Source organism: Polynucleobacter sp. HIN5, from assembly GCF_030297555.1.
Classification (GTDB): Bacteria; Pseudomonadota; Gammaproteobacteria; order Burkholderiales; family Burkholderiaceae; genus Polynucleobacter.
Window position 1 is genome coordinate 1,576,381 of sequence record NZ_AP028136.1, and the last position, 21,074, is coordinate 1,597,454.

At 49.4% G+C, this 21,074-nt stretch carries 19 protein-coding genes; 13 read left to right on the plus strand and 6 right to left on the minus strand.

Annotated elements, in window-relative coordinates; genetic code table 11:
• The first annotated feature begins 1 nt into the window (after position 1).
• Genes glcE through proC form a run of 4 tightly spaced genes read left to right on the plus strand, consistent with a single transcriptional unit; the run spans position 2 to position 3,967 of the window.
• The gene (gene glcE, locus QUE61_RS07910) at positions 2–1,135 is read left to right on the plus strand and encodes a glycolate oxidase subunit GlcE (RefSeq protein ID WP_286306691.1); all 1,134 of its coding nucleotides are present in this window, start codon (positions 2–4) and stop codon (positions 1,133–1,135) included.
• A 2-nt stretch (positions 1,136–1,137) separates the two neighbouring features.
• Complete coding sequence (gene glcF / locus QUE61_RS07915) at positions 1,138–2,391, plus strand: glycolate oxidase subunit GlcF (RefSeq protein WP_286306692.1); 1,254 nt, start codon at positions 1,138–1,140, stop codon at positions 2,389–2,391.
• Complete coding sequence (locus tag QUE61_RS07920; protein WP_286306693.1) at positions 2,388–3,122, plus strand: YggS family pyridoxal phosphate-dependent enzyme; 735 nt, start codon at positions 2,388–2,390, stop codon at positions 3,120–3,122. The genes glcF and QUE61_RS07920 overlap by 4 nt, the downstream gene beginning before the upstream one ends.
• Entirely contained in the window at positions 3,119–3,967 is an 849-nt protein-coding gene (gene proC / locus QUE61_RS07925) for a pyrroline-5-carboxylate reductase (RefSeq protein ID WP_286306694.1), read from the plus strand. Before QUE61_RS07920 ends, proC begins: the two co-directional genes overlap by 4 nt.
• Position 3,968: 1 nt before the next feature.
• Here proC and ubiA read toward each other — a convergent pair whose 3' ends face one another.
• Genes ubiA through recG form a run of 3 tightly spaced genes read right to left on the minus strand, consistent with a single transcriptional unit; the run spans position 3,969 to position 7,874 of the window.
• On the minus strand, positions 3,969–4,829 hold the full coding sequence (gene ubiA, locus QUE61_RS07930) for a 4-hydroxybenzoate octaprenyltransferase (RefSeq protein ID WP_458574738.1): 861 nt from the start codon (positions 4,827–4,829) through the stop codon (positions 3,969–3,971).
• Positions 4,829–5,755 carry a LysR substrate-binding domain-containing protein gene (locus QUE61_RS07935; protein WP_108508992.1) on the minus strand — a complete coding sequence of 309 codons (927 nt, stop codon included), beginning with the start codon at positions 5,753–5,755 and terminating at the stop codon, positions 4,829–4,831. The genes ubiA and QUE61_RS07935 overlap by 1 nt, the downstream gene beginning before the upstream one ends.
• 10 nt (positions 5,756–5,765) lie before the next feature.
• Positions 5,766–7,874 (minus strand): ATP-dependent DNA helicase RecG, encoded by a 2,109-nt coding sequence (recG, locus tag QUE61_RS07940; protein WP_286306696.1) that lies wholly within the window; start codon positions 7,872–7,874, stop codon positions 5,766–5,768.
• Positions 7,875–7,904: 30 nt separating this feature from the next.
• Here recG and queA point away from each other — a divergent pair, with 30 nt between their 5' ends.
• The 5 genes from queA to secF all read left to right on the plus strand — a co-directional run bounded on the left by queA (position 7,905) and on the right by secF (position 13,429).
• A complete protein-coding gene (gene queA / locus QUE61_RS07945; RefSeq protein WP_286306697.1) occupies positions 7,905–8,966 on the plus strand; it encodes a tRNA preQ1(34) S-adenosylmethionine ribosyltransferase-isomerase QueA in 1,062 nt (353 codons plus the stop codon).
• 12 nt (positions 8,967–8,978) lie between these two features.
• On the plus strand, positions 8,979–10,133 hold the full coding sequence (gene tgt, locus QUE61_RS07950) for a tRNA guanosine(34) transglycosylase Tgt (protein ID WP_286306698.1): 1,155 nt from the start codon (positions 8,979–8,981) through the stop codon (positions 10,131–10,133).
• A gap of 88 nt (positions 10,134–10,221) precedes the next feature.
• Positions 10,222–10,551, plus strand: a complete 330-nt coding sequence (yajC, locus tag QUE61_RS07955) for a preprotein translocase subunit YajC (protein ID WP_286306699.1) — start codon at positions 10,222–10,224, stop codon at positions 10,549–10,551.
• 40 nt (positions 10,552–10,591) lie between these two features.
• Positions 10,592–12,451 (plus strand): protein translocase subunit SecD, encoded by a 1,860-nt coding sequence (secD, locus tag QUE61_RS07960; RefSeq protein WP_286306700.1) that lies wholly within the window; start codon positions 10,592–10,594, stop codon positions 12,449–12,451.
• Between the two features lie 3 nt (positions 12,452–12,454).
• Positions 12,455–13,429 (plus strand): protein translocase subunit SecF, encoded by a 975-nt coding sequence (gene secF, locus QUE61_RS07965; protein WP_286306701.1) that lies wholly within the window; start codon positions 12,455–12,457, stop codon positions 13,427–13,429.
• Here the strand turns inward: secF and QUE61_RS07970 are convergent.
• Entirely contained in the window at positions 13,407–14,783 is a 1,377-nt protein-coding gene (locus tag QUE61_RS07970) for a 3-deoxy-D-manno-octulosonic acid transferase (protein WP_286306702.1), read from the minus strand. The genes secF and QUE61_RS07970 overlap by 23 nt on opposite strands.
• Entirely contained in the window at positions 14,780–16,165 is a 1,386-nt protein-coding gene (purB, locus tag QUE61_RS07975; protein ID WP_286306703.1) for an adenylosuccinate lyase, read from the minus strand. Before purB ends, QUE61_RS07970 begins: the two co-directional genes overlap by 4 nt.
• 80 nt (positions 16,166–16,245) lie before the next feature.
• Between purB and QUE61_RS07980 the strand changes: the two genes are divergently transcribed.
• Positions 16,246–16,860 carry a glutathione S-transferase C-terminal domain-containing protein gene (locus tag QUE61_RS07980; protein ID WP_286306704.1) on the plus strand — a complete coding sequence of 205 codons (615 nt, stop codon included), beginning with the start codon at positions 16,246–16,248 and terminating at the stop codon, positions 16,858–16,860.
• 3 nt (positions 16,861–16,863) lie between these two features.
• On the opposite strand, the gene mnmA is transcribed toward QUE61_RS07980, so the two are convergent.
• Complete coding sequence (gene mnmA / locus QUE61_RS07985) at positions 16,864–17,973, minus strand: tRNA 2-thiouridine(34) synthase MnmA (protein ID WP_286306705.1); 1,110 nt, start codon at positions 17,971–17,973, stop codon at positions 16,864–16,866.
• Positions 17,974–18,173: 200 nt separating this feature from the next.
• Here mnmA and QUE61_RS07990 point away from each other — a divergent pair, with 200 nt between their 5' ends.
• From QUE61_RS07990 to QUE61_RS08000, 3 genes are read left to right on the plus strand one after another with little or no spacing between them, the layout of a single operon-like run.
• Positions 18,174–19,310, plus strand: coding sequence for a Re/Si-specific NAD(P)(+) transhydrogenase subunit alpha (locus QUE61_RS07990; protein WP_286306706.1), 1,137 nt, complete (start codon positions 18,174–18,176; stop codon positions 19,308–19,310).
• A 17-nt stretch (positions 19,311–19,327) separates the two neighbouring features.
• A complete protein-coding gene (locus QUE61_RS07995; RefSeq protein ID WP_286306707.1) occupies positions 19,328–19,663 on the plus strand; it encodes a proton-translocating transhydrogenase family protein in 336 nt (111 codons plus the stop codon).
• 14 nt (positions 19,664–19,677) lie between these two features.
• Positions 19,678–21,042, plus strand: a complete 1,365-nt coding sequence (locus QUE61_RS08000; RefSeq protein ID WP_286306708.1) for an NAD(P)(+) transhydrogenase (Re/Si-specific) subunit beta — start codon at positions 19,678–19,680, stop codon at positions 21,040–21,042.
• Positions 21,043–21,074 lie beyond the last annotated feature (32 nt).

Here is a 21,074-nt window from a genome sequence, read left to right on the forward strand (position 1 = left end):
CATGAACGAAACAGTACTCTCGCAGTTTCGTGAGCAAATTATTGAGGCTGGTAAACAGAATCAGGTGTTATCGATTCAAGGTGGCAATACAAAATCATGGTACGGCAACCCAAGCCAATCTCCCATTTTGAGCACGACATCGTATCAGGGAATATTGGACTACCAACCCGAAGAGTTGGTGATCACGGCATGTGCTGGTACACCAATTGCTGAAATCGAGTCAACCTTGGCCAAAAAGAATCAGATCCTGCCGTTTGAGCCGCCTCACTTTGGTGACGATGCAACCTTTGGGGGGGTGATTGCTGCAGGCCTAGCTGGTCCTGCTCGTATTAGTGCTGGAAATTTACGGGACTTTGTTTTGGGAACCCGATTGATGGATGGTCGCGGTGAAGACCTTTCCTTTGGCGGCAAGGTCATGAAAAATGTTGCTGGTTACGATGTCTCGCGCCTTCTGCCTGGCTCACTAGGAACACTTGCTCTACTTTTAGAGGCCTCCGTAAAAGTACTGCCAAAGCCTGCTGCAACTGCGAGTCTTCGCTGCAGGATGGGTGCTAGTGATGCATTAAAAATACTCAATCAATGGGCAGGGCAACCTTTACCCCTCAATGCCAGCGCTTGGATTGGTGATGCACGTGATGAGGGTGAGTTAACCATTCGTTTAGCGGGGGCCATGGCAGCGGTCACCTCTGCCAGTCAAATGATGCAAGATCGACTGGGCGCTACCGCACTTGATGATTCAGAGGCCGATCTATTTTGGCGCGATCTTCGTGAACAGCGACTTGCTTGGTTTAACCAGATGCCAAATGACCATGCGCTTTGGCGACTCTCCTTGCCAGCCAACTGCCCAGTTCTTGAGTTGCCTAAGGATTGTTTACCACAAATTATCATGGAGTGGCATGGACAAGAGCGTTGGATCCAAGGTCCTGCCAATCAATCAACAGCGAACGTGTTACAGAAACTAGCGATCCAGCATGGCGGACATTTAACCTGCTTTCGATCATTAAGTACCCACGCATTCGAACGCTTTACTCGGTTCGATTCCAATCCTCTAACCGCTGGTTTAGAGGCCGTACAAAAACGGTTACGGCACTCCTTTGATCCCTTTGGTGTATTTACAACCGGGCGTTTACCTTAAGTATGGAAACAAAATTAGCCCCTGAGTTCATCAATACCGCGGACGGTATTGAAGCAAAACGTATATTAGGCAAATGTGTGCACTGCGGTTTTTGTACCGCAACCTGCCCAACCTATCAACTATTAGGTGACGAGTTAGATGGGCCTCGTGGTCGCATTTATTTGATCAAACAAATGGCTGAGGGTCAGGCTCCCACGGAAAAGACTAGAACCCATTTGGATCGTTGTTTAACCTGTCGAAATTGCGAAAGTACCTGCCCAAGCGGTGTCGAGTATGGCAAGTTAGTTGATATTGGCCGCAAGTGGGCTGAAGAAAAGACAGCATCACGCCCGGTTATGCAGAAGTTGACGCGTTGGCTGTTAAAAGAAGGATTAACGAATAAACCTTTGTTTGATTCAGCGATGCGTATCGGTCGCATCATGCGGCCACTGATGCCAACCTCCCTTGCTCGTAAGGTACCCAATGGCTTGCCAGCAGGTCCAAGACCCAATCAACAGCACGCTCGCAAAATGTTAATGCTCGATGGCTGCGTCCAACCTGGCATGCTGCCCAACATCAACTTCGCTACGCTGCGTGTATTTAATGCTCTAGGTGTTCAGTTAATCAGCGCCCCCAAAGCGGGTTGCTGTGGTGCACTACGGTATCACCTCAACGACCAAGTGGGCGGTCTAGCGGATGCGAAACGTAATATCGATGCATGGTGGCCATTCATTGAGAATGGCAAGGATTCTGCAGAAGCGATTGTGATAAATGCATCGGGCTGCGGCGTCATGGTCAAAGACTATGGTCATTTGTTAGCGAACGATCCTGTCTATGCAAAGAAAGCGGAGCGCGTCTCGCAACTATGTAAAGATATTTCGGAGCTCTTACCTGAGTTTAAAGACGCATTCATTCATCAAATCGGCTCAAATCCAAAGCCTGGCGTGGTTTACCACCCCCCATGCACATTGCAGCATGGTCAACAAATCCGTGGAAAAGTTGAGGGCCTTCTCGAGAGCCTAGGAATTTCAGTTCATTTGTGTGCTGATAGTCATCTATGCTGTGGCTCCGCGGGTACATACTCGATTTTGCAAGCCAATCTTTCTGAGCAATTACGGGCTCAGAAACTACAAAATCTTGAGGCTGCCTGCGCGCAATCAGGAGCGAAGACCATCGTCTCTGGCAATATTGGCTGCATTAGTCATTTGCATCAAGATGATCTGCCTGTGCGTCATTGGATTGAAATCATCGATCAATTATTGCCAAAAAACCCATGAGTCGAATTACGGATCGCCTGATGACTGTTCGGCATCGCATCGATGCGGCTGCTGAACACTACGGTCGCGATCCAGAATCAATTGAATTAATTGCTGTTAGCAAAACGTTTCCGACGAGTGCGATTGAGGAAGCGATGCACGCCGGTCAAAAAGCCTTTGGTGAAAATTATGTCCAGGAGGCAGTCGAGAAGATTCAACGACTCGAGCAACTGCGTCCATGGCTGGAGTGGCATTTTATTGGTCCGCTGCAAAGTAATAAAACATCGGATATCGCCGAACACTTTGATTGGATCCATACTATTGATCGCGAGAAAATTGCGCAACGCCTCTCAGATCAACGACAAGCCCATAGTCGTCTAGGGCCTCTTCAGGCATGCGTTCAAGTCAATATCAGTCAAGAAGAGAGTAAGTCGGGTGTGATGCCAAATGAAGCCTTACAGCTGTGTAGGGTCGTAGCTTCACTTCCAGGCTTAGTATTGCGGGGATTAATGGCTATCCCAGCTCCGAGTGCCAGCGAGATCGAGCAGCGTGAAACTTTTGCAGCGATGCGGCACTTGTTTGAGGATATTCGGATGCAAACAGGAAAAGTCGCTGGTTTTGAAGACTTTGATACCCTTTCTATGGGAATGTCCGATGATCTTGAGGCAGCGATTGCTGAGGGTGCCACGATGGTGCGCGTTGGTAGTGCAATTTTTGGGGAGCGCAAACTAAGCGCTAAGATAGAGTCATGAAGAATATCCAACCGATGAATACCGTATTTATTGGTGGTGGCAATATGGCCAGAGCGATTATTGGTGGCCTCTTGCAGCAAGGCGCCGACCCAAAGTCCATCTGCGCAATTGAACCTCAAGCACAAACTGCCAAGCTTCTCGAGAATGATTTTTTGATTCCTACCTATTCAGCTGTGGCTAATGCGCGTCAGAAGATTGAGTCAGCACACATCATTGTTTTAGCCATCAAGCCCCAAGACTTTAAGACCGCAGCCACTGAACTTAGCAAGCATTTGCAAGCCGTTGCTCATGGTCCTGCGATCCTCAGCATTGCAGCTGGAATCCAAATTGCTGATATGTCACGCTGGCTTGAATACTCCGCATGCATCCGGGCTATGCCTAATACCCCTGCCCTGATTAATCAAGGAATTACCGGTTTATTTGCACCCGCTTGCGTCAGTGAGCAGCAACGGCAATCCGCTCAAACGATTGGCTCTGCTGTTGGTAAAGTCATTTGGGTGCCTAATGAATCCCAAATGGATGCGGTGACCGCCTTATCGGGTAGTGGCCCGGCATATGTATTTGCCTTCTTGGAGGCCCTTCAAGCCGGCGGAGAAAAAATGGGGCTTACTGCAGAGATCGCTCGTGAATTGGCTTATCAAACGTTAATGGGCTCTACTGCTCTGGCTCTCCAATCTTCAGAATCCCCCATGAGCCTGCGTCAAAAAGTGACGTCCAAAGGAGGAACCACTGCCGCTGCACTCGAGGTGCTTGATCAGCAGCGGTGGGCAGCGATTTTGCAAGACGCCCTACTTGCCGCTCAAAAACGTGGAGCGGCCATGGCAAAAGAATTTGGGCAATCCTAGGCTAGGAGCGCAGCGCTAGCCCAAGCACAATTCCAAAAAAGAGCGCGGCCCCCAACCAGTTGTTATGTAAGAAGGCCTTAAAGCATGCTTCGCGTTGCCGAGTGGCAACCAGTCGCAGTTCATAGATAGCACAACCGAGCGCTAAGAACCAACCCACATAGAACCAAGAACTTAGCTTAATCATTTCGGCCACCCAAATTTGAGAGACCAACAAGAGTCCATAGCAAATCGAGATTGCGGTTACATCAAACCGTCCAAAGGTAATGGCAGACGTTTTTAGTCCCAGGCGTACATCATCATCACGATCGACCATGGCATAGGCAGTATCGTAAGCAATCGCCCAAAAAACATTACCAGCAAATAAAATCCAGGCTTCCAGTGGTACGTCATTTTGTACTGCCGCAAACGCCATGGGAATGCCAAAACCAAATGCCAGGCCGAGGATTGCTTGAGGGATTGAAAAGAAGCGTTTCGTAAAGGGGTAAATAGCTGCCAATAGAACTGCCACAACCGACAGCTGCTTGGTCAAGCCATTGAAAGGCTGAATTAATCCAAATGAGATCAATGCCAAGATCAGGGCAATTACAACTGCCTCGTACTTGGATATTTTTCCACTGGTGAGTGGGCGATGCTGTGTACGTTCTACGTGCTTATCAAAATGACGATCAGCATAGTCATTGATCGCGCAACCGGCGCTTCGCATGAGGATCGTTCCCAAACAAAAGATTAATAAGACGGTTGGATTTGGAAAGCCATTGCTCGCAATCCAAAGGCCCCAAAGCGTTGGCCACAGGAGTAAAAGAATACCGATGGGCTTATCCAAGCGCACCAGCTGGATATACGACTGCAAGCGCCCAGAGATCAGAGCAGCCTCGCTCCAGGTAAATCGCACGCTCGAATGGTCCGAGCAATCGCCTTCATGGCCTCAACCCGAGGATAGCCTTTTCGCCAGACCAAACTAACGCGCCGCGTTGGCTCAGGTGATTCAAATGGGATATAGAGGATCAATCCATCGCGATCATTTGGATTGCTGACTGAGGTGCGCGGCAAGACCGTGATTCCGATTCCGCCGGCGACCATTTGTCGGATGGTCTCTAACGAGGATCCCTCAAAACTACGATGCTCTCCAAGAGTTAGGCCTGTGCCAAATCGATTGAGTTCGGGGCAAACACCCAGCACATGATCCCGAAAGCAGTGCCCGGCACCCAATAGCAAGGTATTTTGTTCTTTCAGTTCTTTTTGGCCAATCGATTTTCGGTCTGACCATTCATGCCCCTTGGGGATCGCCACTAAGAAGGGTTCTTCATAGAGATCAACAAAATCGAGGCCAGCACTTGGAAATGGATCTGCCAAAATGGCGCAGTCAAGCTCTCCTTGACGCAACATCTCAATCAAGCGGACCGTAAAGTTTTCTTCTAAAAATAATGGGGCCTTCGGCAAGGTGTCGCGCGCCACACGAACGAGACTAGGTAGTAAATAAGGGGCGACGGTATAAATTGCACCCAGTCGCAACGGTCCAGATAGGGGATCCTGCCCATGTTTTGCAAGATGCTTGAGTGCGTTGGCTTCCTCGAGTACCCGTTGGGCCTGCTGAATAATCACAGCACCAAGGGTTGTGAGAGCCACGTCTGAACTGGTGCGCTCAAATATTTGGGTTTGCAATTCTTCTTCTAACTTTTTAATGGCAACCGACAAAGTGGGTTGCGATACATGACAGGCTTCGGCGGCCCGTCCAAAATGGCGCTCACGAGCAACTGCAACGATGTAACGAAGTTCGGTTAAGGTCATGTGCGTATTATCAAGCCTTTAGAAAATCTGTGCGCGAACCTAGCCAGCGTCCCAGATGCGCCTCGACTAGCTCCGGGTATGAGCGCAACCAATGCTCGGCGAGCTCTTGTGCAACCTGAATTAACCAGGCATCGCGCTGCAAATCAACAAAGCGCAACATAGCCTCTCCTGACTGCCTGGCTCCCAAAAGCTCGCCAGGGCCACGCAAAGCAAGATCGCGTTCCGCAATCACAAATCCATCAGAAACCTCACGTAGAGTCTGTAAACGCTCTTTGGCGGCCAAGGATAGGGGCTCGGAGTACATTAAGATGCAGGCCGATTGATTGGAGCCCCTACCAACACGACCTCGCAATTGATGGATCTGCGCATAACCAAAGCGTTCGGCATGTTCAATCACCATCAGTGCGGCATTGGGAACATCCACCCCCACCTCAATCACCGTAGTTGCCACCAATACATCAATCTGACCCGCTTTAAAGGCAGCCATAATGGTCGCCTTCTCATCTGCCTTCAGACGCCCATGAATTAAAGCCAACTTGTATTCGGATAAATGTTCAGATAACTCCGCATGACTAGCAACTGCTGTTTGCAATTGCAAGGCTTCTGACTCTTCAATCAGCGGGCAAACCCAATAGGCCTGAAGGCCCTTTTGCAACCACTGTTTCAAACCCTCAATCACCTCGTGGCGTCTGCCGTCTTTAACTAATTTGGTGGTAATTGCTTGTCGTCCGGGTGGTAACTCGTCAATGACCGAGACATCCAGATCGGCGTAATAGGTCATTGCTAAAGTTCGTGGGATCGGGGTGGCAGACATCATCAGTTGGTGACAGTAGTAGGTTTCTGAGCCGATGCGTTGGCTGATCTCCAGGCGTTGACGAACCCCAAAACGATGTTGCTCATCAATCACCGCCAATCCCAGGGCAGCAAATTGAACAGCGTCCTGAATAAGCGCATGCGTTCCCACAATGATTTGAGCCTTGCCCGATGCAATCATTTCCTGTGCGTGTTTTTTTTCTTTCCCTTTCATGCCACCCGATAACCAAACCACACAAACACCAAGCGGCTCAAACCACTCTTTAAATTTCCAGTAATGTTGTTCTGCCAAAATTTCCGTAGGCGCCATAATGGCCGCCTGAAACGAGCGCTCCACCATTTGCGCACTAGCGAGAGCTGCGACGATCGTTTTGCCACTCCCAACATCACCTTGCAAAAGACGATTCATGGGAAATGGTTCGGATAGATCATGGGTAATCTCCGACCATACTCGTTGCTGTGCATTAGTCAGCTCGAATGCCAAGGAGCGCATCAGTTGTAAGGGAAGGTTTTTTAATTCCTTAGGCGAGTTCGATTGTTTTGGCGGTGCGGGGCGCGCTCTGCGACTGGCATGCGCTTGCTTTAGAGAAATTTGCTGCGCAAGAAGTTCTTCCAGCTGTACCCGACGCCAAGCAGGATGGGTTCGTTCGATGATGGATTGCGTATCGGCATCCACTGGTGGCTGGTGTAGATAATGGATGGAATCGCGCAGACTCCAGTGCATCACGCTTTGTGCAGCAGGACTTAAAGCACTCTGCGGAATTGTTTTTGCCAACCACACTTCCAAGCCGGGATCCTTCAAGGCATGGAGTACTGCCTTCCGAATTTTGGCCTGACTCACTCCCGCAACCACCGAGTACACCGGGGTTAGGCTTTTAGGTAAGGGCGCATCAGGCGATACCACGCGCACCGTCGGGTGCACCATCTCAGGACCGAAATAACCATCCCGGATATCACCCCGAACCCGTACATGCACCCCAACTGCCATTTGCTTTTGTTGACTGGGGTAAAAATTTAACCAACGCAGATTTAAGATACCCGCATCGTCCTCGATCGTAACCAACAGTTGCCGACGGGGTCGATAAACCACCTGACTACGAATCACTCGCCCTTGGGTTTGAACGGGACCTTGGAATGAAGATGCACAGGCCTCGTCAATCGTCCACAGCTTAGTTTCATCCTCGTAACGAATAGGCAGATGAAGAGCCAATGCGGCAGGCGTAGTCAGCCCCATTTTCTCGAGTAAATTAGGAGACCCCTCACGGCTCGGTGTTTTAGGTGCTTTTGTGTTGGACTTGGCTCTCATGGTTAGAATCCCAACACCGATAGTAATGCCATGCAATTATCCGACTTCAACTACGACCTCCCGCCTGAGCTGATCGCCCAGCACCCGCTTCCGCAACGGTCGGCCAGCCGGCTTTTAGAACTGGCGCATTCTGCGGATGGAAGACCTGAGTGCATTGATCGTTCATTTACCGATATTGTCCAATTAATTGGCCCTAATGATCTCCTTATTTTTAATGACACCCGAGTTATTCCGGCCCGCCTGTTTGGCCAAAAGGAAACCGGTGGACAGGTTGAGGTTTTGATTGAGCGAATCACGGGGCCCAATCAAGCGATTGCTCAGATTCGGGCGTCCAAGGTTCCAAAACATGGAGGCAAAATTAGACTGCGTGCCCATTCCGATTCCATCGCGGCCGATGATGCCCCAACGCTCATAGTGAATGGTCGAGTCAACATTGGTGGTAATAGTGATTTTTACGAAATCATGTTTCCCGATCATGCGATGGCTATCTTAGAGCGTTATGGCGAGCTTCCCCTGCCCCCATACATCAGCCACACACCCGATGAGGAAGATGCGAATCGATACCAAACGGTGATGGCTCAAAAACCTGGAGCGGTTGCAGCACCAACTGCCGGCTTACATTTTGATGAGGACTTACTCAATCGTCTGCGCGATCATGGGGTACAACAAGTAGCAATTACTTTACATGTTGGCGCGGGGACATTTACTCCGGTACGGCATGAAGACTTGACGCTCCATCAAATGCACTATGAGTGGTACTCGATCCCGAAAAATACGATCGAGGCAATTGAACGGACTAAACAAAATCAGGGCAAGGTGATTGCTGTGGGCACTACAAGCATTCGAACACTTGAAAGTTATGCCATCACCGGTCAACTTGAAGGTGAAACGAATTTATTTATTACGCCTGGCTTTGAGTTCAAAATCGTCGACGCACTCATCACGAATTTTCATTTACCAAAGTCAACACTTCTCATGCTTGTTAGTGCCTTTGCTGGAGTCGATGCGATTCGCTACGCCTATGCACATGCTATTCGCGAGCGCTACCGTTTCTTTAGCTATGGTGATGCGATGTTCCTGCGGCGAACCTGAGACAATGCGGGTATGAGCCCACTCGAATTCACCTGCATCAAGAACGACACCGATAGCCACGCGCGTCTTGGGAAAATGCGCCTGCCCCATGGTGAGGTTCAAACCCCTATTTTTATGCCAGTGGGTACCTATGGCACTGTGAAAGCCGTCACCCCTCGTGACCTACACGAAATGCAAGCCCAAATTATTTTGGGCAATACCTTTCACTTATGGCTGCGTCCTGGCTTGGATGTCATTCGTAAACATCGCGGCCTGCACCGATTTATGGGCTGGGATAAGCCGATCCTAACGGACTCCGGAGGCTTTCAGGTATTTAGCTTGGGCGCTCTTCGCAAAATTACCGAGGATGGCGTCACCTTCTCTTCGCCGATTAATGGCGATAAATTATTTATGTCGCCAGAGGTGTCCATGGAGATTCAGGCGACGCTGAACAGCGATATTGCAATGCAATTTGATGAATGCACGCCCTATGAAACTCAAGGACAGCCGACTTCCGAAAAATCTGCAAGCGAATCGCTGCAACTGTCACTGCGGTGGGGCGAGCGCTCGATCAAGCGCTTTCGTGAATTAGAAACTGGTAATGCCCTATTTGGAATTGTGCAGGGCGGCATGTATGAAAAACTTCGCGATGAGTCACTCGCCGGCGTAGCCAATCAGGGCTTTGATGGTATCGCAATTGGGGGTCTATCGGTTGGCGAACCCAAGCCAGAATTTGAACGCATCTTGAGCCATACGGGTCCGCGCCTACCCAAACACTTACCGCATTACTTAATGGGGGTTGGAACCCCTGAAGATTTGGTTCTTGGGGTCAGCATGGGCATTGATATGTTTGATTGCGTGATGCCAACGCGGAACGCCCGAAACGGTTGGCTATTTACCCGCTTTGGGGATCTCAAACTTCGCAATGCCGGCTACCGTGACGATGATCGACCGATTGATATGCAATGTGCCTGCTATACCTGCCGGCACTTTACCCGCTCATATCTGCATCATCTCCAAAAAGCCAATGAAATCCTCGGGGCTCAGTTAAATACGATCCATAATCTTCATTACTACCTCGAGCTCATGGAAGGCATTCGCTCTGCCCTCAAAGAGGGGGCTTTCTCGCAATTCAAAGTTCAGTTCCATCGCCAACGCCAACGCGGAATTGAGCCCCACCAAGACTAAGGCTTTAGGGGAAGCCTCAAAATCCCAGTCGACAGCCAGTCGGTTTAGAATTGCGGCTTACGTGTCGTAATTAATTGGAGGCTCCAAGATGTTGATTAGCAATGCTTTTGCGCAAAGCGCGCCCGCTGCCGGCGGAGATGCTGGTGGATTGATGAGTTTTATTCCCCTAATTCTCATGTTCGTGGTGCTTTACTTCATCATGATTCGTCCACAGATGAAGCGGCAGAAAGAGACTAAAGCGATGCTCGAGGCACTAGCCGCTGGCGATGAGGTCATTACTGCTGGTGGTATTTTGGGGAAAGTCACTGCCGTCAAAGATCAGTATGTAACGCTTGAGCTCATACCAGGTACCGAAGTCCAGATGCAAAAGAATGCGGTAACGAGCGTTCTACCCAAAGGTACGATTAAATCCGTTTAATAAATCAGGGTGCCGTATTGGCGCCCACTAAGCCAGCACTATGAATCGCTACCCCCTTTGGAAATACCTTGTTATTGGGGTAGCTCTCGTCATTGGTTTTTTGTATGCCTTACCCAATATCTTTGGTGAGGCACCCGCAGTTCAAATCTCCGCAGCCAAACCCACGATAAAGGTCGATCTCACTACCCAATCTCGGATTGAATCACTGCTGAACGAGTCAAGTATTCAAAACACGGGGATTTTCTTTGAGCGCACTGGGAATGTCGGTAGCATCAAGATTCGCTTTGAAAATACCGATACACAGCTCAAAGCACGGGATTTAATTAATCAGAAGCTCAATGTGGATCCCAAAGAGCCCAACTATATTGTGGCGCTCAATCTTCTCTCCAATACACCCAATTGGCTTAGCTCAATTAATGCTCTTCCTATGCCTTTGGGTCTGGACCTTCGTGGTGGCGTGTATTTCTTATTGCAAGTCGATATGCAAGGAGCAGTCCAGAAGAAACTGACTTCCTTGGCGACTGATATTCGTGGACAACTGCGTGATAAAGGGATTCGTCATCAAGGCATTGAGCGCGCAGGCGACGCCATTACGATTCGCTTTGGATCGACTACAGAAGCAGATGCTGCCCGCGCGGCACTAGCAGGCCCTCAAGCTGATCTAGAGTGGCTTCTGGAGAAATCAGCCGATGGCGCCAAACTGGTTGGGCGATTTAAGGCTAGTGCACTGAAAGAAGTTCAAGAAAATGCCGTCAAACAAAACATCATTACCCTCAATAAACGCGTCAATGAATTAGCGGTCAAAGAGCCGGTGATTCAACAACAAGGGGCCGAGCGCATCGTGGTGCAACTTCCAGGCGTTCAAGATACTGCGCGCGCCAAAGATATTATTGGTCGTACCGCAACCCTTGAATCACGCCTAGCCGACCCAGTCGCTTCAACGATTGGTCTCAATGAGACCCCACCACCAGGTACCGATGTATTTCGTTTTGGTGAAAATCGTCTTGGCGTCTTTAAAAAATCCGTGATTTTCACAGGCGATCGCATTACCGATGCAAGTGCTGGCTTTGATCAAAACCAACGCCCCTCCGTCAATATCTCGCTGGATGCCGCTGGCGGACGAGTCATGCAAGAAGTAACGCGTGAGAACATTGGTAAACCAATGGGCATGATTCTGTTTGAAAAGGGTAAGGGTGAGGTGCTCACCATTGCGACGATTCAAGGTGAGTTTGGCTCGAAGTTCCAAATTACTGGGCAACCCACTACTGAGAGTGCGAATGATCTTGCTCTATTACTTCGCGCAGGATCTTTGGCTGCCCCAATGGAAATTATTGAAGAACGCACCATTGGCCCGAGCCTAGGTCTTGAGAATATTGAGAAGGGCTTTACCTCCCTCATTTATGGCTTTGCAGCCATTGCCATTTTCATGATTGCCTATTACATGCTCTTTGGCACATTCTCAGTCATTGCGCTTGGGGTTAATTTAGTTCTTTTGATTTCCTTGCTGTCTATGCTACAAGCCACACTCACCTTACCAGGTATTGCGGCAATGGCATTAGCAATTGGTATGGCAATTGACTCAAACGTTCTCATCAATGAGCGGATCCGTGAAGAGCTTCGGAATGGTGCTGCTCCGCAGACGGCCATTGCGATTGGTTTTGATAAAGCCTGGGCCACGATCTTGGACTCCAATATCACCACGCTGATTGCTGGTATTGCATTGCTTGCCTTTGGATCTGGCCCTGTTAAAGGTTTTGCAGTTGTCCATTGCCTCGGTATTCTGACCTCAATGTTTTCAGCAGTCTTCTTTGCGCGCGGCGTGGTCAACTTTTGGTATGGGCGTCAAAAGAAATTGCAGTCTATTTCGATTGGCCAAGTCTGGCGGCCACAGGGGAAATAAGTCATGGAATTTTTCCGAATCCGCAAAGATATTCCCTTCATGCGCCATGCATTGCTGCTCAATGCATTTTCATTCATTACATTTTTAGCGGCGATCTTTTTTATTTGGCAAAAGGGCTTGCATCTCTCAATTGAGTTTACTGGTGGGACCGTGATGGAGATTACCTATCCCCAAACTGCCCCACTTGACTCAATCCGTGATCAGATTGCCAAAGTTGGATACACCGATACCCAAGTACAAAACTTTGGTAGCTCACGCGACATCATGATTCGTTTGCCTCTGCAACGTGATCAAACCGGTCAAGTTATTCCGTCCGCGCAGCAAAGCAGCGCGGTCATGCAAGTACTCGAAGCGAATAATTCTGGGGCGAAGCTACAGCGCGTTGAATACGTAGGGCCTCAAGTTGGCAAAGAGCTTGCTGTTGATGGAGTGAAGGCCCTCATCTTTGTGGTGATCGGCATCATGATTTACCTTGCATTTCGTTTTGAGTGGAAATTTGCTGTCGCTGGCATTTTGGCGAACCTGCATGATGTGGTGATCATTCTGGGATTCTTTGCCTTCTTTCAGTGGGAGTTCTCGCTCTCCGTATTGGCTGCAGTGCTAGCTGTTCTGGGTTACTCCGTGAACGAGTCCGTGGTGATCTTTGACCGAATCCGAGAGAACTTTCGTAAACAGCGCAAAATGAGTCCCCGCGAGATTATTGATAACGCCATCACCAGTACGATTAGCCGTACTGTCATCACCCACGGCAGTACCGAGATGATGGTGGTCGCGATGCTAATTTTTGGTGGGCCAACTTTATTTTATTTTGCGCTTGCTCTTACGATCGGTATCTTGTTTGGAATCTACTCATCGGTATTTGTCGCTGCCGCTATTGCGATGTGGCTTGGTATCAAACGCGAAGACCTTATCAAGGCCGATCGTAAGCCGAATGAAAATAATCGCCCCGAGGATCCTAACTTTGGAGCGCAGGTCTAAGTTGCTCTAAGATTCGCTTGGTTGCGCCTTGGTGTTCCGCAGCAAAATCAAGTGCTTGATTGGCACGCTCTTTTCGCTCCACTGTGTTCAGTAGAAGATTTTCAATCGCTTTTGCTAAGGCATCCGTTAACGCTGTGTCTGAATCGCCAGCTACTCTGATGGCAGCGCCGCAAGCAATGGCGTCTTCACTAGCCTTCTGAAAATTATAGGTATGTGGGCCCAAAATCACTGGGCAACCGTTTGCGCACGCTTCAATTAAATTTTGTCCGCCAGTTGGCAAAAGACTACCGCCCATCACCACAAAATCAGTGGCGGCATAGTAAGCTGCCATCTCACCCATGGAGTCGCCAAGCAAAACGTCAATCTTTGCCCAATGCAAGGACGGATCCATTTCTTCACTGGAGCGCGGATCACTAAATCCAGAGCGGCGCTCAAAGGTTAATCCTGATTGATAAATAAGATCAGCTACCTCAGAGAAGCGATCTGGATGGCGAGGTACCATAATCAGCAATGGTGGATGGGACCAAATGTTGGTCTTCAGAATATGCTTCCAGGCATCCAGAATCATTCCCTCTTCGCCAGCTCGGGTGCTGGCTGCACAAACTACTATGCGCCCCTGAGCTTGAAGAGCGTTTTTCCAATGCTTTCCTAAGACGAGTGTTTCAGGTTGGCTGGCGATATCGAACTTCATATTCCCAACGATCTGGACATTCTCGACACCAAGCGCGTGATAACGCTCTGCATCATGGGCTGACTGGGCCAAAATACCTGCAAAGGACTGAAACAGTACCTGCCCCGCTCTGCCAAAACTCTGAACACGCTTAAAGCTACGCTCGGATAGGCGGGCGTTGATCAGAAAGAGGGGCATCCCTAGTTGACGCGTCCGTAATACAAAGCCGGGCCATGCCTCGGTTTCCATAAATAGTCCCAGTCGGGGCTGAAAATGGGTGAGGAAACGCTCAATCGCCCAACAAATATCGTAGGGTAAATAGACTTGCGCAAGTCGACCTTGTTGAATCGCTTTCCAATAGAGTGCTCTACCCGCCTCACGCCCCGTGGGAGTCATGTGCGTTAAAAGAATGGGGTGGCCTTCATGGAGCAGTGTCTCGATTAAGGCTTGGGTGGCATGCGTTTCACCAACCGAGACCGCATGAATCCATACCGGCTGGGGTTGTAATTTCTTAGCCCCATAGAATCCAAAGCGCTCAGCAATATGCTGACGATAACCCTGATGGTGACGACTGCGCCACAAGAGCCGACCAATGACAACGGGTATTAAGAGATGCCAAACTGCCTCATACAAAAAATAGAGACCAAAGGGGTAATGCGCAGCCGGGCGATTGGATCGACTCAACGCTTACTTGGCTTCAATCGCAATGCCAGCTCTGCGGCCTTGCCCGTGTAAGAAGCGGGGGTCATTTTCAGCAAGCGCTTCTTCTCTGGCTCAGGAATTGCAAGGGTCTTAATAAAACGCTGCAGCACATCGCGTGTAATCGCCTTGCCTCGGGTTAAATCCTTTAATTGCTCATACGGGTTCTCAATCCCATAACGGCGCATGACCGTTTGGATGGGCTCAGCGAGAACTTCCCAACAATCATTCAAATCCGATGCAATCGCCGCAACATTGACCTCTAATTTAGAGAGTCCGCGTAAGGCACTGTCATAGGCCAATACGCTATGACCAAATGCTGGGCCCAAATTACGCAAAACGGTAGAGTCGGTCAGATCGCGCTGCCAGCGTGAAATCGGCAGTTTTTCAGCTAAGTGACGCAGGAGTGCATTCGCAATCCCAAGATTACCTTCGGAGTTCTCAAAATCAATTGGATTGACTTTGTGCGGCATGGTCGAAGAACCAATCTCCCCTGCCTTCGTTTTTTGCTTAAAGTAGCCAAGCGCAATGTAAGCCCAAAAATCACGATCGATATCGAGCAAAATCGTATTGGCACGAGCAATCGCGTCAAATAACTCGGCCATACCATCGTGGGGCTCAATCTGAATCGTATAGGGATTAAATTCCAAACCAAGTCGCTTTTCAACAACCCCTCTAGCAAACTGCTCCCAGTCAAACTCTGGATACGCTGCTAGATGAGCGTTGTAGTTACCAACCGCGCCATTCATCTTGCCAAGCAGTGCAACATTGCCAATCGCTTGTATCGCTCGCTCAAGGCGTTTTGCCATATTGGCAATTTCTTTACCCAAGGTGGTTGGCGAGGCAGGTTGACCATGGGTTCGAGAGAGCATTGGTATGGTGGCATGCCGCACTGCAAGCTCATTTAAGGCCTTCAAAATTAAACGCAGTTGTGGGATCAATACATGATCACGCGCGCCTCGCAACATCAGGCCATGCGAGGTGTTGTTAATATCTTCCGATGTGCATGCAAAGTGGATGAACTCGCTAGCCTTTAGTAATTTTGGACGTTTCGCAACTTTTTCTTTTAACCAATACTCAACCGCCTTGACATCGTGGTTGGTAATTGCCTCGATATCTTTGATGCGCTGGGCATCTGCTTCTGAAAAATCACTGGCTAGTTTTAAGAGAAAAGCCTCATCAGCTGCATCAATCTTTGGAATATTGGCTAACTTTGCCTCGCTCAGGGCCAAAAGCCATTGGATCTCGACAACCACCCGTTGTTGCATGAAAGCTGCCTCAGATAGCCAAGGACGCAGGGCATCGAGTTTTTTTGCATACCGGCCATCGAGTGGCGATAGTGCTGTTAATGAAGATAGGGTGGACAAGGGGTTCTCGTTGCAAAGTAATCAAAACTTGATTTTAATGGGTTTATGGCCGACCTCATAGATTGCTATACTTCGCCCTTATGAAAATTATTGGATCCCTAACTAGCCCTTTTGTTCGCAAGGTACGCATCGTCATGGCAGAAAAAAAGATTGATGCCGAGCTCGTACTTGAAAACGTTTGGGATTCGGACACCTCCATTGCGGAATTCAACCCACTTAGCAAGGTTCCATGCTTACTCATGGACGATGGTGGGGCTATGTTTGATTCGCGGGTGATTGCTGAATACATTGATACCTTAAGTCCCGTGGGTAGGCTGATTCCTGCGACTGGGCGCGAGCGTGCTGCGGTTAAAACCTGGGAAGCGTTAGCCGATGGCGTGATTGATGCCGGTATTTTGGCGCGTCTAGAAAAAACCTTCCGAAATGATGGCGAGCAAAGCGAAAAGTGGCTTGAGCGACAAATGCATAAAGTGCATCAGGGCATGGAGACCATGTCAAAGAGTTTAGGGCACTCAAAATGGTGCCATGGCAATCAATTTAGCCTTGCCGACATTGCCTTGGGCTGTGCGCTTGGCTGGTTTGAATTGCGCTTTCCTGAGCTTAACTGGAAAACTCAATACCCAAACCTTGCCGCGCATTTTGCACAACTATCGAATCGTACCTCGTTCAAAAAAACTGCACCACCAGCGCAGTAATCCTTAGCGAACGATAATTCCGCCGCCCAAGCAAACATCGCCCTGATAGAGAACGGCGGACTGGCCTGGCGTCACCGCCCACTGAGCTGCCTCGAATTGCAACTCGAAGGAATCCCCTTGTTCGGCAGTGATTGCACAGAGTGCGTCCTCTTGCCGATAACGAGTTTTTGCGCTGTATTGACCTAGCGGCGGTTCATGCCCTGAGATCCATGAAGCATCCATCGCAGCCAAGGTTTCACTCAGCAGCCAAGGATGATCGTGACCTTGTGCAACATAGAGCGTGTTATTGGTAACGTCTTTACGGGCCACGTACCAAGCATCACCGGTTCCGTCTTGGCTCCCACCCAAACCAATTCCTTTGCGCTGCCCCAATGTAAAGAATGCCAAGCCCATATGCTCGCCCAATTGCTTGCCATCGACACTCAAAATCGGGCCTGGAGCTATGGGTAAATAGCGGTTTAAAAATTCTCGAAATGGGCGCTCGCCAATAAAACAAATCCCCGTTGAATCTTTCTTACGAGCGTTGGGCAAACCCAAATCTGCAGCAATCTCTCGAACCTCTTTTTTAGTGATGTCGCCAAGTGGGAACAGCACTTTGGATAATTGGGCTTGCGTTAAACGATGCAAGAAGTAACTCTGATCTTTTGTGAGATCCCGAGCTTTCAGTAATTGCACACGGTCTGTATGGTGCTCAACTCTGGCGTAGTGCCCAGTAGCAATCAAGTCAGCCCCCAAATGCATCGCGTGATCTAAAAACGCTTTGAATTTAATCTCAGCATTGCAAAGCACATCGGGATTTGGTGTGCGACCTGCTGCGTACTCTCTCAAAAAATCAGCAAACACACGTTCACGATACTCTTGGGCAAAGTTCACTGCTTCAACATCGATCCCCAAGAGATCGGCGACAGATACAACATCGATCCAATCTTGTCGTGCGGAACAATACTCATCCTGATCGTCGTCTTCCCAGTTTTTCATGAAGAGGCCAACCACTTCGTAGCCCTGTTCTTTCAGTAACCAGGCGGCCACCGAGGAATCAACGCCCCCAGACATGCCTACCACCACCTTTGGTCTGCCAGAGGGTGTAATTTTTTGGAATTCTGTGGCGATCATGGATGAAAAATAGAAATATTAGGGGAAACCATTAAAAAGTGCGAAAATACAGGAATTGTTTCAAGCTCACATATTGTAAAAGTCTCGGTCAAGCTCTGGCCAAAGGGATATACAGGAGACTGGGCGGGCTAGCTCACAAGGCATGGCTAATTAATTAAAATGGTTCCTTTTTTAAAAATTCTTGCTTTTGGAGATACGCCATGCGCATTGGAGTGCCGCTGGAAACCAGACCCGGAGAGACCCGGGTTGCCGCGACCGCTGAGACCGTTAAAAAGCTAATTAGCCAGGGTCATCAAGTCATTATTCAATCAAGTGCAGGGGTTGGCGCCAGCCTTCCCGATAGCGCCTATGAGGCCGTTGGGGCCAGTATTGGCTCTGCAGCCGACGCATTTGCCTGTGAGATTGTTCTTAAGGTTCGTGCTCCCCAGACCGATGAGCTAAAGCAGATCAAGGCGGGATCCGTCCTGATTGGCATGCTCGATCCCTTTGATAATGCAGGAATTTCTGCCATGGCAGCTCAGGGAATCACTGCTTTCGCCCTTGAGGCCGCACCGCGGACCACTCGTGCCCAGAGTATGGATGTCCTGTCCTCCCAAGCCAATATTGCTGGTTACAAGGCTGTGATGTTGGCCGCAAATGAGTATCAGCGCTTTATGCCCATGCTGATGACCGCTGCGGGAACCGTAAAAGCTGCCCGCATCCTAATCTTAGGTGCTGGAGTAGCCGGATTACAGGCCATTGCGACCGCTAAGCGTCTTGGCTCAGTGATTGAGGCCTCTGACGTCCGCCCCGCTGCCAAAGAACAAATTGAATCCCTGGGCGCCAAATTTGTCGATGTGCCCTATGAAACCGATGAGGAACGCGAGATTGCTCAAGGGGTTGGTGGTTATGCCCGCCCCATGCCAGAGGCATGGATGAAGCGTCAAGCAGCACTCGTGGCTGAGCGTGCCGCACAAGCTGATATTGTGATTACCACCGCCTTAATTCCTGGACGTAAACCCCCTGTTCTCTTGCATACCGATACCGTTGAGAAGATGAAAGCTGGCTCTGTGGTGATCGATATTGCCGCTGGGCGCGGTGAGAACGGTTCGGGGAACTGTCCACTGACTCGTGCAGACCAGGTAATCAATCACAACGGCGTAAAGATCGTTGGTTATACCAATTTACCAAGCATGGTGGCTGCCGACGCCTCAGCCCTCTATGCCAGAAATTTGCTTGATTTCATGAAGCTCATCATTAACAAGGAAGGGCAACTTGCCATTCCAGCTGCAGCCGATGACGATATTGTTGCCGCCTGCTTGATGTGCCGTGATGGCCAAGCCATTCGCACTAATTAATTATTGAGGGAACCAAAATGGATGCTGCTGCTATTCAAAGTCTATTAACCGTCCAAAACATCACAGTTTTTGTGTTGGCTATTTTTGTTGGCTACCACGTGGTGTGGAATGTCACACCTGCTTTGCATACCCCGCTGATGTCGGTCACGAATGCCATTTCAGGGATCATCATTGTTGGCGCGATGTTGCAAACGGAAGTCATCAATGGCGATGAAATTACTCTAACCAGTGTGATTGGAGCGTTAGCTATTTTCCTAGCGTCTATCAATATCTTTGGTGGTTTTATGGTCACTCGGCGAATGCTTGAGATGTTCAAGAAAAAAGCTCCGAAAAACGAATCGGCTGGTCACTAATAAGAGAGCACATCATGTCAAACTTCACAGCCATTTCTTATCTTATTTCGTCCGTGCTATTTATTTTGGCACTCAAAGGACTCTCGTCCCCAACCACCTCGCGTCAAGGCAATGTCTATGGAATGGTTGGGATGGCACTTGCGGTTGTTACCACCTTCTTAATTCCAAGCTTTAAGCCGGTTTATTGGTTAATTGGGGGAGCAATCATCGCGGGCGCCATCATTGGCTCGATTGCAGCACAACGCGTGCAAATGACCAAGATGCCTGAGCTTGTCGCTTTAATGCACTCCTTTGTAGGTTTATCAGCGGTATTGATTGCGATTGCTGCAGTCTTTAATCCTGCCCAAACCCATAGTGGTGCTCAAAAAATTGAGTTGTTTATTGGTGCATTCATTGGAGCAATTACCTTTACAGCGTCCATCATTGCATTTGGAAAACTCTCCGGCAAGGTCAGCGGTAAACCAGTGAGCTTTTCAGGGCAGCATTTGCTCAACTTGATCATGGCGATCTTGATGGTCGCTGCTGGCGTTGCATACTTCCTCACCGATAGTCACGCTGCATTCTTGATCATGTGTGCAATTGCTCTGGTACTCGGTATCACCTTGATTATTCCGATTGGTGGCGCCGATATGCCGGTGGTGGTATCCATGCTCAACAGCTATTCTGGTTGGGCGGCAGCTGGTATTGGCTTTACCCTCAACAACCCTGTGTTAATCATTGCGGGTGCTTGCGTTGGCTCCTCCGGTGCAATTCTGTCTTACATCATGTGTAAGGCCATGAATCGCTCAATTACTGCTGTTTTACTCGGCGGTTTTGGTGCTGAAGCCGCTGCTGGGGGTGATGATGGTGGCCCCAAGAACTACAAAACGGGTTCCGCAGAGGATGCTGCATTCTTGATGACCAATGCCGATACGGTGATCATTGTTCCAGGGTATGGTCTGGCGGTAGCGCGTGCGCAACATGCGCTTAAAGAGCTCACCGAGAAGTTAATTCATCATGGTGTAACGGTTAAGTACGCGATCCACCCTGTTGCCGGTCGTATGCCAGGCCACATGAACGTACTATTAGCCGAGGCCGAAGTTCCTTACGATCAAGTTTTTGAGATGGAAGACATTAACAGCGACTTTGGACAAGCTGACGTGGTTCTCGTTTTGGGTGCCAATGACGTAGTAAATCCCGCAGCACGCACGCCCGGTAGCCCGATCTTCGGTATGCCCATTTTGGAAGCGTTCAAAGCCAAAACCATCATCGTCAACAAGCGCTCGATGGCAGCTGGCTACGCCGGCCTCGACAACGAACTCTTCTATATGGACAAAACCATGATGGTCTTTGGTGATGCCAAGAAGGTCGTGGAGGACATGGTCAAAGCGGTGGATTAAGACAGCTAGACCAATAGTTATAAGGCTGTAAG